Origin of the sequence: Massilia sp. LjRoot122, from assembly GCF_964252725.1 — a bacterium.
GTDB lineage: Bacteria > Pseudomonadota > Gammaproteobacteria > Burkholderiales > Burkholderiaceae_D > Telluria.
The window spans coordinates 2,686,595-2,701,279 of the sequence record NZ_CAXUPB020000001.1; the positions used below are offsets into that span (position 1 = coordinate 2,686,595).

The following is a 14,685-nucleotide window of genomic DNA, read 5'->3' on the forward strand; positions in this document are numbered from 1 at the left end:
TGAACAATGTGGAAACACCCGCCCCGTCTGGGTCTCGCTCTCATGCGCCTGGCATGGCCAGCGACGCGTGCATGCCGGCGTGTTGACAAAAACATACGCGCGCCACACACTCACCTGAACTGTTGAGCATCGCCAAGCCAGCAATGTACGCGCAGCCTTAGCTTGGCAGCTTTGTCCTGCGGAGAAGACATGCCTGCCTTGAACCGATTGCTGGCGCCCCTGGCGCTGTCGCTGTGCATGCCCGTGCTGCTCGCCCAGCCGGCTCCCCCGGCTACTGTCCCGACCACCGTCGCCGGCTTCAGTCCGGAAGGACAGGTCAAGCGGGTACGCCAGGTAAGCGCGCGCTTTTCCGCGCCGATGGTGGCCTTCGGCGACCTGCGCGCCGGCGCGCCGTTCGCGGTCAACTGCCCAGGCGCGGGCGAGCTCGCCCGCGGCACCGGACGCTGGGTCGACGCCAGCACCTGGAGTGTCGACTTCGAGCGCGATCTGCCGGGCGCCACCGCCTGCCGCTTCACGCTGCGCGAAGGCCTGCGCGACCTGGCCGGACAGCCGGTTGGCGGCGTCCGCGCTTTCTCCTTCGGCACCGGCGGCCCGGCGGTGGTTCGCATGCAGCCCATGGAAGGCAGCCGGCTGGACGAGGACCAGGTCTTTCTATTGGCGCTGGATGCGCCGGCCACGCCTGAGTCGGTCGTACGGCATGCCTGGTGCCGCGCCGGCGGCGTCAACGAGAAGATCGGCGTGCGCCTGCTGGAGGGCGAAGAACGCGCGCAACTGCTGGCGGCGCGGCGCGACTTCGTCGATCGTCACCTGGCTGCCCACGCCAAGGGGCGGACCAAGGCCGAGGCCGGACTGCTGGTGGCGGCCCTGCAGTGCCGGCGCACGCTGCCTGCCGATACCGACCTGACCCTGGTCTGGGGCCAGGGCGTGGCGGCGCCGAACGGCATCGCCACCGCCCAGGACCAGGAGCTGGCCTTCCGCACGCGTCCCGAGTTCCGTCTCACCCTGGGCTGCGAGCGGACCAATGCGCGCGCCGGCTGCGTTCCCTTCCTGCCGGTGCGGGTGAACTTCAGCGCCCCGGTGCCGGTGGCGGAGCTGAAAGGGCTGGTGCTCGAGGAGAGCGGCGGCAAGCGTCACCTGCCAGTCTTCGACGAGGAGGCGAAAGGCGAATTTGCCGCTGCGCTGCGTTTCGCCGGGCCTTTCCCCGAACTGGCCACCCTGACCCTGCGGGTGCCCGCTTCGCTGCGCGACGACGCCGGCCGCCGCCTCGCGGTGCCGAAGAAGGCCCTCAGCCTCAAGGTCGACCGCCAGCCGCCGCTGGTGAAGTTTGCCGCGCCCTTCGGCATCATCGAGGCGCGCGGCGACCGCCTGCTGCCGCTCACGGTGCGCAACGTCGAACCGCAGCTCGCCACCGCCGTGCGCAGTGGGGCCAGCCTGCGCGTCGAGCGCGAGCAGGACGTGCTGGCCTGGCTGGCGAAGCTGAATACGTATGGGCGCGATCCCTGGACCCAGCCGGAAGGCAGCCTGAAGGTATCCCTGCTCGGGGCCAGGGCAGAGGGCAGGATCGAGCGCTTCGCCCTGCCCAGGCCGAATGGCAGGCGCGCCTTCGAGGTGATCGGCATACCGCTCAAGAAACCGGGTTTCTACGTGGTGGAGATCGCCAGTCCTTTGCTGGGCAAGGCGCTCAACGACAAGGGCGGCAGCGCCTGGGTGCGCAGCGCCGCGCTGGTGACCAATATGGCGGCCCACCTCAAGCGCGGCGCCGAATCCTCGCTGGTGTGGGTGACCTCGCTCGACAAGGGGCGCCCGGTGGCGCGCGCGCAGGTGGCGGCGCGCGACTGCGCCGGCAAGCAGCTGTGGTCGGGCAGTACCGACGCCGACGGCATCGCCCACATCCGCGCTGCGCTGCCTCAGGCGAAATGCGGCGACAATCTGTTCGTCAGTGCGCGCAGCGGCGAGGATTTCACCTTTACCCTGTCGAGCTGGCAGAAGGGCATCGAACCCTGGCGCTTCAATCTGCAGCAGGGCAGCCTGGACGAGGACACCCGGCTCGTCGCCACCGTGTTTGACCGGACGCTGCTGCGTGCCGGCGAAACGGTCCACATGAAGCATTTCCTGCGCCGCCGCGTGGGTACCGGCATGGCCCTGGTGACGGCAGGCGATCGGGCGCCGAACACCGCATATGCCTGGCTCGGCGAAGAAACCCTCGACAAGGCCGCGCTGCCGGCCAAGGCCTGGGTAGTGCACAACGGCAGCGGTGACAAGATCGCGCTGCCGCTGTCCTGGGATGCGGCCGGCCAGGCCCACGGCGAGTGGAAGATTCCGGCCGAATCGAAGCTGGGCGGCTACCAGGTGGTGGTGGGCAACCAGCTGGCCGGCGAATTCCGGGTCGAGCAATTCCGCGTCCCGACCATGAAGGCAGTCTTGAAAGGGCCCGCGCTGCCGGTGGTGGCTGCCCGCAGCCTGGCCATCGACGCGCAGGTGAATTACCTGAACGGCGGCCCGGCCGGCAAGGCGCCGGTCACCCTGCGCAGCGTGGTCGAGGATGCCCACGCCGGCTTCGACGCCTTCGAAGGATTCAGCTTCGGCGGCGGCGACGTCAAGGAGGGTATCGAGAAGCTGGGCGAGGGCGGCGACGAGGAATTCTGGGAAGAGGGTGACGAGGAAACGCCGCCAGGCGATGGCCTGCGGCAGGGCGAGGCCACACGCACCCAGCGCCTGACACTGGACCGCCATGGCGCCGCGCGCATCACGGTGCCGGAGCTGCCCCAGGTCGACCGGCCGCGCAGCCTGCTGGCGGAACTCAGCTGGCAGGACGTGAACGGTGAAACCCTGACTGCGTCCACCCGGGTGCCTCTGTGGCCGGCGGCACTGGCGGTCGGGATCAGGACTGGCGACTGGATGAACAAGGAGCGCCTGAAGTTCCAGGTGGCGGCCGCCGGCGTGGACGGCAAGGCGGCGGCGGATGTGGAGGTGCAGGTCGACTTCTTCCGGCGTGAGACCCATTCGCACCGGCGCCGCCTGGTGGGCGGCTTCTATGCCTATGAATCGACCAGCGAGATCAAGCGTATCGAGGGCGGATGCCGCGGGCGCACCGATGCGCGCGGCCTGTTGCCGTGCGACGTGCCGGCCCCAGGCGAGGGCAACATCATCCTGCGCGCCCGTGCCCTGGACGCCGAGGGCCGCGCCTCGGTCACCCGGCACGAGGTCTGGGTTACAAAGGGTGACAAAAATGCGCGCGAAAGCTGGTTCGACGTCTCCGACAACGACCGCATCGACCTGCTGCCGGCCAAGCCCCGCTTCGAGCCGGGCGAGCAGGCCAGTTTCCAGCTGCGCTCGCCCTTCCGCGAGGCCACCGTGCTGGTGACGGTGGAGCGCGAAGGCATTCTCGATACTGTGCGGCGCCTGTCGGCGAAGGATCCGACGGTGTCGATCCCGATGAAGGCGCATTACGCGCCGAACGTCTTCGTGTCCGCCCTGGTCGTGCGCGGGCGCGTGGCTGGGGTGAAGCCGAGCGCCCTGGTGGACCTGGGCAAGCCGGCCTACAAGCTGGGCATTGTGCCGGTCAAGGTCGGCTGGGGCGCGCACGAGCTGGACGTGCAGGTGCTGCCCGAGCGCCAGGTCTACCGGGTGCGCGAGCGGGCAAAGGTACGCGTGAAGGTCAGGCGCCACGACGGCAAGCCGCTGCCGGCGGGCGCCGAGATTGCGCTGGCCGCGGTCGACGCCGGGCTGCTGGAGCTGAAGCCGAACGACAGCTGGAAGCTGCTGGACGCCATGATGCGGACGCGCAGCCAGCAGGTCGAGACCTCCACCGCCCAGATGCAGGTGGTCGGCAAACGCCATTTCGGCCGCAAGTCGGTGGCCCACGGCGGCGGCGGTGGACGGGGCGCCAGCCGCGAACTGTTCGACACCCTGCTGCTGTGGCAGGGCAAGGTGTTGTTGGACGCCCAGGGCGAGGCCGAGCTGCCGGTGCCGCTGAACGACTCGCTCGCCAGCTTCCGCATCGTCGCCATCGCCAGCGCCGGCGCCGGCCTGTTCGGCACCGGGGCGAGCGAGATCCGCAGCACCCAGGACCTGATGCTGCTCTCCGGCCTGCCGTCGCTGGTGCGCGAGGGCGACCGTCTGCGTGCCGGCTTCACGCTGCGCAATGCGTCGAGCGGCAAGCTGGAAGTGAAGCTGGGCGCCAGCATGGCGGCCGACGGCGCCACGCCGCAGGTGCTGGCGGCGCAGGCCGTATCCCTGGAGCCTGGCGCCGCGCGCGAAGTGAGCTGGGACGTGACGGTGCCACGGGCGCGCAGCCTGCGCTGGCAGGTCGATGCCGCCGCGGGCACTGCGCGCGACAGTATCCGGATCAGCCAGAACGTCGCCGAGGCGGTGCCGGTCCGTACCTATCAGGCCACGCTGCTGCACGTCGATGCGCCGAAGACCATCACGGTGCAGCGCCCGGCGGACGCGCTGCCGGGCAAGGGCGGCGTGCGCACCACGTTCAGCCCACGCCTGGCCGGCAGCCTGGCCGGGGTGCGCGACTACATGGCCCAGTATCCCTACACCTGCTTCGAGCAGCGCACCTCGAAAGCCGTGGCGCTCGGCGACGCCCGGATGTGGGAAGGCGTGGCCGCCACCCTCCCGGCCCACCTCGACGGCGACGGCCTGCTCAAGTACTTCCCGACGATGGGCCAGGGCGACGATGCGCTGACCGCCTACGTGCTGTCGGTGACGCACGAAGCCGGCTACGAGATCGCTCCCGAACAGCGCGAACGCATGGAAGCGGCCCTGATCGCCTTCGTCGAAGGCCGCATCGTCCGCGGCAGCGGACTGCGCACCGGCGAACTGGCCGTGCGCAAGATCGCGGCCCTGGAAGCACTGTCGCGCAGCCAGCCGGTGCGCCAGAACTGGCTGCAGTCCTTCCGCGTCGAACCGAACCTGTGGCCGACGTCGGCCGTGATCGACTGGTATCTGATCCTGCAGCGTTCGGACGGACTGGAAAGGCGCGCGGAACTGCTGGCCCAGGCCCAGCAGATCCTGCGTGCGCGCCTGAACCTGCAGGGCACGACCATGGGCTTCTCGACCGAGCGCAGCGACGACTGGTGGTGGCTGATGGTGTCGCCCGACGTGAACGCCAACCGCCTGCTGCTGGCGATGCTCGACAACCCGGCCTGGCAAGCCGACATGGGCCGGGTCGCGCGCGGCAGCCTGGGCCGCCAGCAGCGCGGGCGCTGGGATACGACGCTGGCCAATGCCTGGGGCGTGCTGGCGATGCGCAGGTTCTCGGAAAAATATGAAGCGGTGCCGGTCATGGGCAAGAGCAGCGTGCAGCTGGCCGGCAAGCAGTGGACCGGCACCGTGCCTGCGAGCGTGCTGCAGGCCTGGTCGGACAAGGCCGCGCCGCTGGCGATCCGCCACGAGGGCAGTGGCAAACCCTGGGCCACGGTCCAGAACCTGGCGGCGATTCCGCTCAAGGCCCCGCTCTCGAGGGGCTACCGGATCACGCGTACCGTGACGCCGGTGGAACAGCAGACGGCGGGCGGCTGGACGCGCGGCGACGTCTACCGCGTTCGGCTCGAGCTGGAAGCGCAGGCGGATATGAGCTGGGTGGTGGTGGACGACCCGATTCCGGCAAGCGCCAGCATCCTCGGCACCGGCCTGGGCGGCGACTCGCGCATTGCCACCGGCGGGGAAGTGCGCCAGGGCTGGGTCCAGCCCGACTTCGAAGAACGCACGGCGGGCGCCTTCCGCGCCTATTACTCCTGGGTCCCGAAGGGCAAGTGGAGCATCGAGTACACCGTGCGGCTGAACAACGACGGGCGTTTCAGCCTGCCGCCGACGCGGGTCGAGGCGATGTACAGCCCCGAGATGTTCGGCGAGTCGCCGAACGCGCCGGTGGTGGTGGGACGCTGATGCGGCGCTGGTGCGCAGCCCTGCTGGCGGCACCCGCCATGGCGATGGCGGCCGTGCCGACGCCGGAGCAGGTGCGCGCCGCCTGGCAGCCGTCGGAGGCGCGCCTGCTCGACCGCCACGGGGAGGTGATCGATTCGGTGCGGGTCGATATGCGTGCCCGCCGCGGCCCTTGGGTGGCGCTGACCGACATCTCCCCCATGCTGGGCGCGGCAGTGCTGCAGGCCGAAGACCAGCGCTTCATGCAGCATGGCGGCGTCGACCTTCGCGCGGCCGGCCAGGCGGCCTGGGACAATCTGTTCCGGCAGCGCCCGCGCGGCGCCTCCACCATCACGATGCAGCTGGCCGGCCTGCTCGATGCCGAACTGCGCGCCACCGGCAAGGGCCGCAGCTGGCTGCAGAAGTTCGACCAGGCCCTGGCGGCGCGCGAGCTCGAGGCCGGCTGGAGCAAGGCGCAGATCCTGGAAGCCTACCTGAACCTGGTCGGCTTCCGCGGCGAGCTGCAGGGCGTCGGCGCGGCCTCGCGGGCGCTGTTCAACAAGGCCCCCTCGGGACTGGACGGGGTCGAGTCGACGATCCTGGCGGCGCTGCTGCGCGCTCCCTCGGCCGCCCCGAAAGCCGTGGCGCGCCGGGCCTGCCAACTCGCGGCGGAACTGAAGCTGCCGGGCGGCTGCGGGGCCATTGAATTTCGTGCTGCGGTGGCGCTGGCGCGGCCGGCGCAGCCTGCGAAGCCGGGTACGCCGCCGGCATTGCGCCGGCTGCTGGGGCAGGCCGGCGCCGGGGTGCGCACGACGCTCGACGCCCGGGTCCAGGCGGCGGCGCTGGACGCACTGCGGCGCCACGTGCGTGAGCTGGCCGACCGCAACGTCGGCGATGGCGCCGTGGTCGTGATCGACAATGCCAGCGGCGAGCTGCTGGCCTACGTCGGCAATACCGGCAAGGGCGAAGTCGACGGGGCGGCGGCGCCGCGCCAGGCCGGCTCCACCCTCAAGCCTTTCCTGTACGGGCTGGCCCTGGAGCGGCGCCTGCTCACCGCCGCCTCGCTGCTGGACGACAGTCCGCTCGACGTCGCCGCCGGTGGCGGCGCCTACGTGCCCCAGAACTACGACCGCGCCTTCCGGGGCTATGCCAGCGTGCGTACCAGCCTGGCCAGTTCGCTGAACGTGCCGGCGGTGCGCACCCTGCTGCTGGCGGGCGTCGAGCGCTTTCACGCCCGCTTGCAGGCGCTCGGCTTCGGCTCGCTCACCGAGGATCCGGATTTCTACGGTCCCTCGCTGGCCCTCGGCTCGGCCGACGTCAGCCTGCTCGAACTGGGCAATGCCTACCGCACGCTGGCGAACGGCGGCCGTTACGGGCCGCTCACGCTGCGTCCGCGCGCCGCCGCGCCCCTCACACCGGTAATGGACGCGGCCGCAAGCTACGTGATCGGCGACATCCTGGCCGACCGCGGCGCGCGCAGTCCCAGCTTCGGCCTGCGCAGCGATCTCGCCACCGCCTACTGGAACGCGGTAAAGACCGGAACCAGCAAGGACATGCGCGACAACTGGTGCATCGGCTATACCGACCGCTACACGGTCGGCGTCTGGGTGGGCAATTTCAACGGCCAGCCCATGTGGGACGTGTCCGGCATCTCCGGCGCCGCGCCGGTGTGGCGCGACGTGATGGATTTCCTGCACCGCGACCGGCCGGGCAGGCAGGGCGCGGCGCCTCCCGGACTGGTGCGCCGGGCGGTGGCCTATGCGCCCGCGCACGAGCCGGCGCGCGAGGAATGGTTCCTGGGCGGCACCGAGACGGCGCTGGTCGAAGCGGTGCCGGCGGCACGGCGCAGGCCCGGAATCGTGTACCCGCCGGACGGCGGCATCATGGCGGTGGATCCGGACATCCCGGACCGGGTCGAGCGGGTGCTGTTCCAGGCCCAGGGTGCGGGCGGGCACCGCTGGCGCCTCGACGGGCGCGATGCCGGGCCGGCCGCCGAGCCGGTCGCGTGGAAGCCGGCCGTGGGCGAGCACCGGCTGGAATTGGTGGACGCGGCGGGCTTGGTGGTGTCCACGAGCCGCTTCGAGGTGCGGGGGAACTAGGCTTGGCCGGTTACACCACCGTCAGTCCGCAACGCGTAAACGTCGTTCCGGCGAAGGCCGGAACCTAATTCCGTGCCGTAGCTACGAATGCACGCGCTAGCTGATACGCATACAACTTGGGGGAGCAATGCCAAGGGCATTGCTCCGCCTGCGCCGGGACGACGTTGAGAGAGTTTGCTTCATCTCACCTGATCTCCGAGCAGGATCTTATCCGGCGTAATCGGCGTACTGCGCAGCCGCCTGCCGGTCGCATGGAAGATCGCATTGCTGATCGCCGCCGACACCGAGACCAGGCCGATCTCGCCCACGCCCTTGGCGCCGAGCTGCTGGCTGACGATGCGGTCGTCCTCGTCGGCGAAGATCACCTCGATGTCGTGGACGTCGGCGTTCACCGCAACGTGGTACTCGGCGTAGTTGTGGTTCATGAAGCGCCCGAAGCGGTGGTCGGTGAAGCTTTCCTCGTGCAGCGCCTGGCTGATGCCCCACACCACGCCGCCGATCACCTGGCTGGCGGCGGTCTTGGCGCTGATGATGCGGCCGGCCGCCACGGCGTTCACTACCCGGGTCACGCGCACGATGCCGAGCTTTTCGTTGACCCGCACCTCGCAGAACACGGCCGAATGCACGGCGCGGGTGTACTTGCGCTGCTTGAGCATCGAGGGCTTCATGAAGAACTTCTCTTCCACCCTGTCGACGCCGGCGGCGGCCAGCACCTCGCTGAGCGGCACCGCCGTTTCCGGCCGCTTGCGCAGCCGCAGCGTGCCGTCGGCGAATTCCAGGTCTTGCGGACGCGCCTTGGCCAGGGTCGAGCCGGGCATGGCCTTGGCCAGCTTGATCAGGCGCTTCCTGAGCTTGTCGCAGGCGCCGTGCACGCCGCTGCCCACCGTGGTCACGTGCGAGGAGCCGCCTTCGACCGGCGCGAAGGGCAGGGTCGAGTCGCCCAGCTGGAACGTGACCCGCTCCAGTGGCAGGCCCATGGCTTCGGCGGCGATCATCGACATCACCGTATAGGTGCCGGTGCCGATGTCCGAGGCGGCGCTGCTCACCACCAGCCGTCCGTCCGCATGGAGCACGGCGCTGACCCGCGCCAGCATCACCAGCGAATCCCACATGCCGGTCGCCATGCCCCAGCCGACCAGTTCGTCCCCGTCGCGCATCGAGCGCGGCGCGAGCGGCCTGTCCTGCCAGCCGAAGCGCGCGGCGCCCTTGTCGTAGCACTGGCTCAGCTCCTTGCTGGAGTAGGGCTTGCCGTCCAGCGGATTGCGGTCGGCGTAGTTGATGCGCCTGAATTCGAGCGGATCCATCCTGAGCTTGTACGCGAGTTCGTCCATCGCCACTTCCAGCGCATGCATGCCGTGGGCGGCCCCGGGCGCCCGCATGTCGATCGGCGAATGGCGGTCGTGGGCCACGATCTTGTAGCCCAGCTTGATGTTGTCGCAGGCGTAGAGCTGCCCCGACCAGTTGACCACCACCTCGACATAATCCTCGAGGCGCGAGCTTTCGTGGATGGCTTCGTGGACGATGGCCTGCAGCTTGCCGTCCCCGTTCGCCGCCAGTTTCACCTTCTGCCAGGTTTCGGGACGGTGGCCGAAGCTGAACATCTGCTGGCGGCTCAAGACCACCCGCACCGAACCTTTCAGCTTGAGGGCCGCCATCACGGCCAGCGTCAGCTGGTACTGGGGCCGCAGGCCGGAGCCGAAGGCTCCGCCGACGTAGGGGTTGCGCACGGTGACCTTGTCCTTCGACAGGCCGAAGGCCTGTGAGACATACCAGCGGTTGTTCTGCGAGCTCTGGGTTTTTTCGTAGATGGTCAGGTGAGCATCCTCGCCGTAGACCACCGTGGTGGCGTGCATCTCCATCGGGTTGTGGTGCTCGACGCCGTGGTAGAACTGCGATTCGATCTTCACCTCGGCCGCTTCGAAAGCCTGGTCGGCATCGCCGGTGGAGCTGGGCGGCGTGAAGCCGGCCTTCATTGGACGCGGCTCATAGGCCTGGTCGAGGGTGGCCAACAGATCCGTTTCATGCGCTTCTTCCGCGTAGCTCACGCGCACCAGTTGGGCGGCGTGGCGCGCCGCTTCGAAGCTGTCGGCCAGCACCAGCGCCACCGGCTGCCCGCTGTAGAAGATGCGATCGCTAAACAATGGCCGGAAGGGCGATCCGCCGGGTGCGGTCATGTCCTTGTAGGCGAGGTCCCAGGAACGCATCCTGGGCCGGTTGAGGTGGGTGAGCACCTCCACCACGCCGGGTACGGCGAGCGCCGCATCGGTCTCGATGGCGGTGATGCGGCCTTTTGCGATGCTGCCGCTGACCACCACGCCGTAGCGCAGGCCGGGCGCTTCGTGCTCGGCCGCGTATTTCGCCTGACCGGTCACCTTGGCGCGGCCGTCCACGCGCGACACCGGCATGCCGCTGTGCACGCGGCCGGTGCCTTCGGGCGCGGTCGGGGTGCGCAATTCTGGAATCAGGTCGCTCATCGCTGTTCTCCCTTCGCGTACTCGGTGCCGCGCGCGGCGGTCGTCAAGGCCTGCTCGATGGCGTTGCGCGCCAGCGTGAGCTTGAAGTCGTTCTGGCCGTAGCCGTGGGCGCCGCGCAGCAGGATGTCGGCGGCGGCGCCGAAGGTCTCGAGGCCGGGGGCTTTGCCAACCAGCGCCTGCTCGGCTTCTTCGACGCGCCAGGGCTTGTGGGCGACGCCGCCCAGGGCGATGCGGGCGGCACGGATCGTCCCGCCTTCCAGATCGAGGGCCGCCGCGACCGACACCAGCGCGAAGGCATAGGACAGGCGGTCGCGTACCTTGATGTAGGCGGCGTGTCGCGCGAAGCGGCCGGCATCCGGCAGCGTAATGTGGGTGATCAGCTCGCCCGGCTCGAGCGTGTTGTCCAGCTCGGGGCGGTCGCCCGGCAGGCGGTGGAAGTCGGCGAAGGGGATGTCGCGCTGCCCGCGCTGCGAGCGCACCTGGACCACGGCGTCGAGCGCGCGCAGGGCCACGCACATGTCGGACGGATGGGTCGCGATGCAGTGCTCGCTGGTGCCGAGGATGGCCAGCTGGCGGTTCAGGCCCTCCCTGGCGGAACAGCCGCTGCCCGGTTCGCGCTTGTTGCAGGGGGTGGCGAGGTCGTAGAAGTAGTAGCAGCGGGTGCGCTGCATCAGGTTGCCGCCGTTGCTGGCCATGTTGCGCAGCTGGGGCGAGGCCCCGGCCAGGATGGCGGCGCTCAGCAGCGGATAGCGCTCGCGTACCAGCGGGTGGTAGGCGGTGTCGGCGTTACGGGCCAGGGCGCCTAGGCGCAGTCCACCGCCCGGGGCTTCCTCGATCTGGTCCAGGCCGAGGCGGTTGATGTCGACCAGCTCGCCCGGCTGCATGACTCCTTCCTTCATGAGGTCCAGCAAATTGGTGCCGCCGGCGATCGGACGCGCACCCGCCGTGGCCAGGCGGGCCAGCGCGGCGTCCACGTCGCTGGGCTGGGTAAATGTGAAGGGATTCATGCGAGCACCGGACCCGTGGTGAAGGCCTTGTCGCCCTCGCCGGGCTTGCCCTCGATGCCCATCACCTGCGTCACCGCCCGGGTGATCTGGGGATAGGCGCCGCAGCGGCACAGGTTGCCGCTCATGAGTTCGCGCACGTCGTCGACGCTCTTCGCTTGTCCTTCGGCGATCAAGCCGGCCGCGGAGCACAGCTGGCCCGGGGTGCAGTAACCGCACTGGAAGGCGTCGCAGTCGATGAAGGCTTGCTGCAGCGGATGCAGGGCATCGCCCTCGGCCAGGCCCTCGACGGTGCGTACTTCCCGGCCGTCATGCATCACCGCCAGGGTCAGGCAGGAATTGATGCGCTTGCCGTCCAGCAAGACGGTGCAGGCACCGCACTGGCCGTGGTCGCAGCCTTTCTTGGTGCCGGTGAGGCCCGCGCGCTCGCGCAGGAGGTCGAGCAGCGTCACCCAGGATTCGACCCGGAACTGCCGGTCTTCCCCGTTGATGCGCAGCCGGAGCGGATATTCCTGGTGCTGGTCCATGGCCGTCCTTTCGTATGCGAAGCCACAACCATAACCGCCCGTTCCGGCCTGTTCGGTTAGTTCACACACGCAGTCCGGATCAATCGACGGTCATGGTCCTTGCCTGCGGATCGACCATGCGCACCATCCGGACCACGGCGTCGGTGGTGATGGTGTCGATTTGGCCGGCCATGCGGCGCTCGTAGGGATGGTCGTCGAAGGCGACATTGGCACGGAACATGCGGGCGCCGAGGCGGGTCGCGGCCGATATTTCCACGGTGGGCGGCTGGAAGCCGATCGAGCGCAGCCAGCGTTGCGCCTCGGCCCGCGTCTCGACCTGGCCCGGAGGCGCCATGGCGGCGGCCAGGGTCTCGAGCACCCACTGGTTCGAGTTCTGGTATTTGGTCGAGTAGACGTAGGACAGCATGTTGTAGCGCGGCTCATGCAGGCGCAGCGGGGTGCGGGTGACGGCCAGCTGCGCCAGCCTGGCCTGTGCTTCCGGCCCCGGGATCACCAGCTGGGCCTCGTGGCGGTACAGGTCCGTCAGGAAGAAGTTGCCCATGCCTTCGTGGTACAGGCCCGAGACCGCGCTGCCGCAGTCGTTCAGTGCATGCACCACGGTCCAGCGACCCTTCGGATGGTCGCGCACCACGATCCCCATGTGCGAATAGCGCAGGCGGTAACGGCTCAGGTCCTGGCCGGCGCGCGCCACCAGGGCGACCTGGGCGCCGCTGGCATCGAGGGCCTGTACGGTGCGCTGGGCCAGGTCCATCGACAGTACCACTTCGTGCGGGGCGAGCGGGCGTTCCTCGCAGGGCTGCCCGGCCCGGGCCGGGGCGGCAGCCAGCGCGGCGGCGACGACGGCGGCGACGACGAACAGGCGGCCCGCCATCACATCGCCCTCGCATGGTGCAGCAAGGCCTTGCCCGCTTCGTTCGGGAGGAAAGCGATCGCCTTGCCCGACATCACCAGCACGCAGCCGGTCGAGGCGGTGACCACCTCGAGCGTGGTGCCGGCCGCGATCGACACGCCGGCCGCCGCCTGGCCGGACAGGCGCACCGTGGCGCGGCTGGCGTCGGCCGCGTTTTCCAGCACCACTTCGAGGCCGTCGCCGACCGTCCTGACGCTGGCCACCACCACGTTGCCGGTGGCGGCAAGGGTCAGGATGGAACCGCCGACCACCACGCCGGACAGGTTGGCGCTGGCGTTCGACAGGGCCGACTGGCCGGCGGCGTGGGCGGCGTGGGTGGTGGTGCAGGCCAGGCCGAGCAGGGCGGCGAAGATGAAGCGTTTCATGGGGACCTCCGTAGTGAACGTAGGGCCATGATCCGCACCGTGCGACATCCGCGCAAGGAATGCAGGCGGAGTAGCACGGAATTGCCGGCCCGGTATCGGCCGGCGATACCTCAGGCCGCAGCGGCCAGGGGCAGCGCCGGCAGCGCCAGCGCTTCCACGCGGTCGCGCCCGTTGCGTTTGGCGGTATACATCAGCTTGTCGGCGGCATCGATCAGGGCTTCCAGCGAAGCGCTGCTGCCGGGTGCCGCCGCGGCCACGCCGAAGCTGGCCGTGGCATCGACCGGGGGCGCGCCCGGTCCGGTATTGACCGGCGCGGCGCCAAAGCGCGAACGCAGCCATTCGGCCAGCCGGACGGCCTCGTCCAGCCCGGTCCCAGGCAGGATCACCAGGAATTCCTCGCCGCCGTAGCGCACCACGCTGTCGAGGCCTTCGCGCACCACCCCCTGCAACAGCCTGGAAAAGCGCAGCAGCACGGCGTCCCCCGCGGCATGGCCGTGGGTGTCGTTGACCCCTTTGAAGTTGTCGATGTCGCACAGGATGACGGCCAGGGGGCCGGACGCCGGCCCCATCAGTTTCTCGTGGAGGTGGCGGCGGTTGTAGCAGCCGGTCAGGTGGTCGCGTTCGGCCGCATGCTGCTGGATGCGCCGCCCGCGGTACTCTTCGCGCAAGGCCGCGTTGTAGCGGCGCGCCGCCAGCGCGCCGAAGGTGTTCACCAGCGCCAGCAGCATGCCCAGGGTGAGCAGGTCGGCGAAGCCCATGCCGGCCCAGGCCAGGGTCAGTATCAGGAAGCCCGCGGTCGCGGTCGCGGCGATCGCCAGCGCATAGGCGAGCCGGTTCGGTATATACAGGTAGATCACCAGCACCATGATCGCCAGCGACATCGCATGCCAGTGGAATTCGCCGGGACGGTGCACGGCGATGAACATGAAGCAGGCGAGCGCCACGACTTCGGCGACGCTGGCGGCCATCCGGGTGGCGGCGACCGGCAGCGGGCGCCGCCAGGCCAGCCAGGCGCAGCTGCCTGCGGTGGCTGCCACCAGCACGCGCGCGCCCAGCAGGAGCGCGGTGTCCGGCACCATGCCCAGCGCCGCCAGGTCGGTGGCGAAAAAGCCGAGGAAGTACAGGGTGCAGAACAGCAGGGTGAAGGCGAGTTGCGCGCGGGTCGCTTCCAGGTGGTGGGACAGATAGGCGGATTCGGTGCCGCGGTCGGCGAACTCGCCACTGAGCGGGTCGATGGCCAGGGAATCGGAAGGGGTGGGGCGAAGCATGACGGCTTTCTTTACAGCGCTGGAAACGCAGTGTGCCATTTTCCATAACGGTACATGCTCACCGATTGTAACTCCATGGCAACTTATTTTGTCTTGAGGCACTGTGGGGGCAAGAAGTTGAACGCTGCAGGGCTCTGGCTTGTCCAACTGCCATACAGCCCGGGAGG

The 14,685-nt window shown here is 69.5% G+C and carries 8 protein-coding genes; 2 read left to right on the forward strand and 6 right to left on the reverse strand.

The genetic code is table 11. From position 1 onward, the window contains the following. The first annotated feature begins 189 nt into the window (after positions 1-189). Entirely contained in the window at positions 190-5,895 is a 5,706-nt protein-coding gene (locus ACSQ25_RS11685) for an MG2 domain-containing protein (RefSeq protein WP_436105854.1), read from the forward strand. Beyond that, positions 5,895-7,970 carry a penicillin-binding protein 1C gene (gene pbpC / locus ACSQ25_RS11690; RefSeq protein WP_436105855.1) on the forward strand — a complete coding sequence of 692 codons (2,076 nt, stop codon included), beginning with the start codon at positions 5,895-5,897 and terminating at the stop codon, positions 7,968-7,970. Before ACSQ25_RS11685 ends, pbpC begins: the two co-directional genes overlap by 1 nt. A gap of 179 nt (positions 7,971-8,149) precedes the next feature. On the opposite strand, the gene ACSQ25_RS11695 is transcribed toward pbpC, so the two are convergent. The 6 genes from ACSQ25_RS11695 to ACSQ25_RS11720 form a co-directional block, all read right to left on the reverse strand. Continuing rightward, positions 8,150-10,444, reverse strand: coding sequence for a xanthine dehydrogenase family protein molybdopterin-binding subunit (locus ACSQ25_RS11695; RefSeq protein WP_436105856.1), 2,295 nt, complete (start codon positions 10,442-10,444; stop codon positions 8,150-8,152). Continuing rightward, positions 10,441-11,451 (reverse strand): FAD binding domain-containing protein, encoded by a 1,011-nt coding sequence (locus ACSQ25_RS11700; RefSeq protein WP_436105857.1) that lies wholly within the window; start codon positions 11,449-11,451, stop codon positions 10,441-10,443. The genes ACSQ25_RS11695 and ACSQ25_RS11700 overlap by 4 nt, the downstream gene beginning before the upstream one ends. Next, positions 11,448-11,975 carry a (2Fe-2S)-binding protein gene (locus tag ACSQ25_RS11705; protein ID WP_436105858.1) on the reverse strand — a complete coding sequence of 176 codons (528 nt, stop codon included), beginning with the start codon at positions 11,973-11,975 and terminating at the stop codon, positions 11,448-11,450. Before ACSQ25_RS11705 ends, ACSQ25_RS11700 begins: the two co-directional genes overlap by 4 nt. Positions 11,976-12,054: 79 nt before the next feature. Continuing rightward, positions 12,055-12,846, reverse strand: a complete 792-nt coding sequence (locus ACSQ25_RS11710) for a DUF2145 domain-containing protein (RefSeq protein ID WP_436105859.1) — start codon at positions 12,844-12,846, stop codon at positions 12,055-12,057. Further along, the gene (locus ACSQ25_RS11715) at positions 12,846-13,250 is read right to left on the reverse strand and encodes a hypothetical protein (RefSeq protein WP_436105860.1); all 405 of its coding nucleotides are present in this window, start codon (positions 13,248-13,250) and stop codon (positions 12,846-12,848) included. The genes ACSQ25_RS11710 and ACSQ25_RS11715 overlap by 1 nt, the downstream gene beginning before the upstream one ends. Before the next feature lie 110 nt (positions 13,251-13,360). Then, on the reverse strand, positions 13,361-14,518 hold the full coding sequence (locus tag ACSQ25_RS11720; protein WP_436105861.1) for a diguanylate cyclase: 1,158 nt from the start codon (positions 14,516-14,518) through the stop codon (positions 13,361-13,363). Between the last annotated feature and the right edge of the window lie 167 nt (positions 14,519-14,685).

Bases quoted from the DNA above. Each gene is read 5' to 3' on its own strand.
- ACSQ25_RS11720 (WP_436105861.1), bottom strand. From the start codon at position 14,518: ATGCTTCGCCCCACCCCTTCCGATTCCCTGGCCATCGACCCGCTCAGT.
- ACSQ25_RS11710 (WP_436105859.1), bottom strand. From the start codon at position 12,846: ATGGCGGGCCGCCTGTTCGTCGTCGCCGCCGTCGTCGCCGCCGCGCTG.
- ACSQ25_RS11685 (WP_436105854.1), top strand. From the start codon at position 190: ATGCCTGCCTTGAACCGATTGCTGGCGCCCCTGGCGCTGTCGCTGTGC.
- ACSQ25_RS11695 (WP_436105856.1), bottom strand. From the start codon at position 10,444: ATGAGCGACCTGATTCCAGAATTGCGCACCCCGACCGCGCCCGAAGGC.
- ACSQ25_RS11705 (WP_436105858.1), bottom strand. From the start codon at position 11,975: ATGGACCAGCACCAGGAATATCCGCTCCGGCTGCGCATCAACGGGGAA.
- pbpC (WP_436105855.1), top strand. From the start codon at position 5,895: ATGCGGCGCTGGTGCGCAGCCCTGCTGGCGGCACCCGCCATGGCGATG.
- ACSQ25_RS11700 (WP_436105857.1), bottom strand. From the start codon at position 11,451: ATGAATCCCTTCACATTTACCCAGCCCAGCGACGTGGACGCCGCGCTG.
- ACSQ25_RS11715 (WP_436105860.1), bottom strand. From the start codon at position 13,250: ATGAAACGCTTCATCTTCGCCGCCCTGCTCGGCCTGGCCTGCACCACC.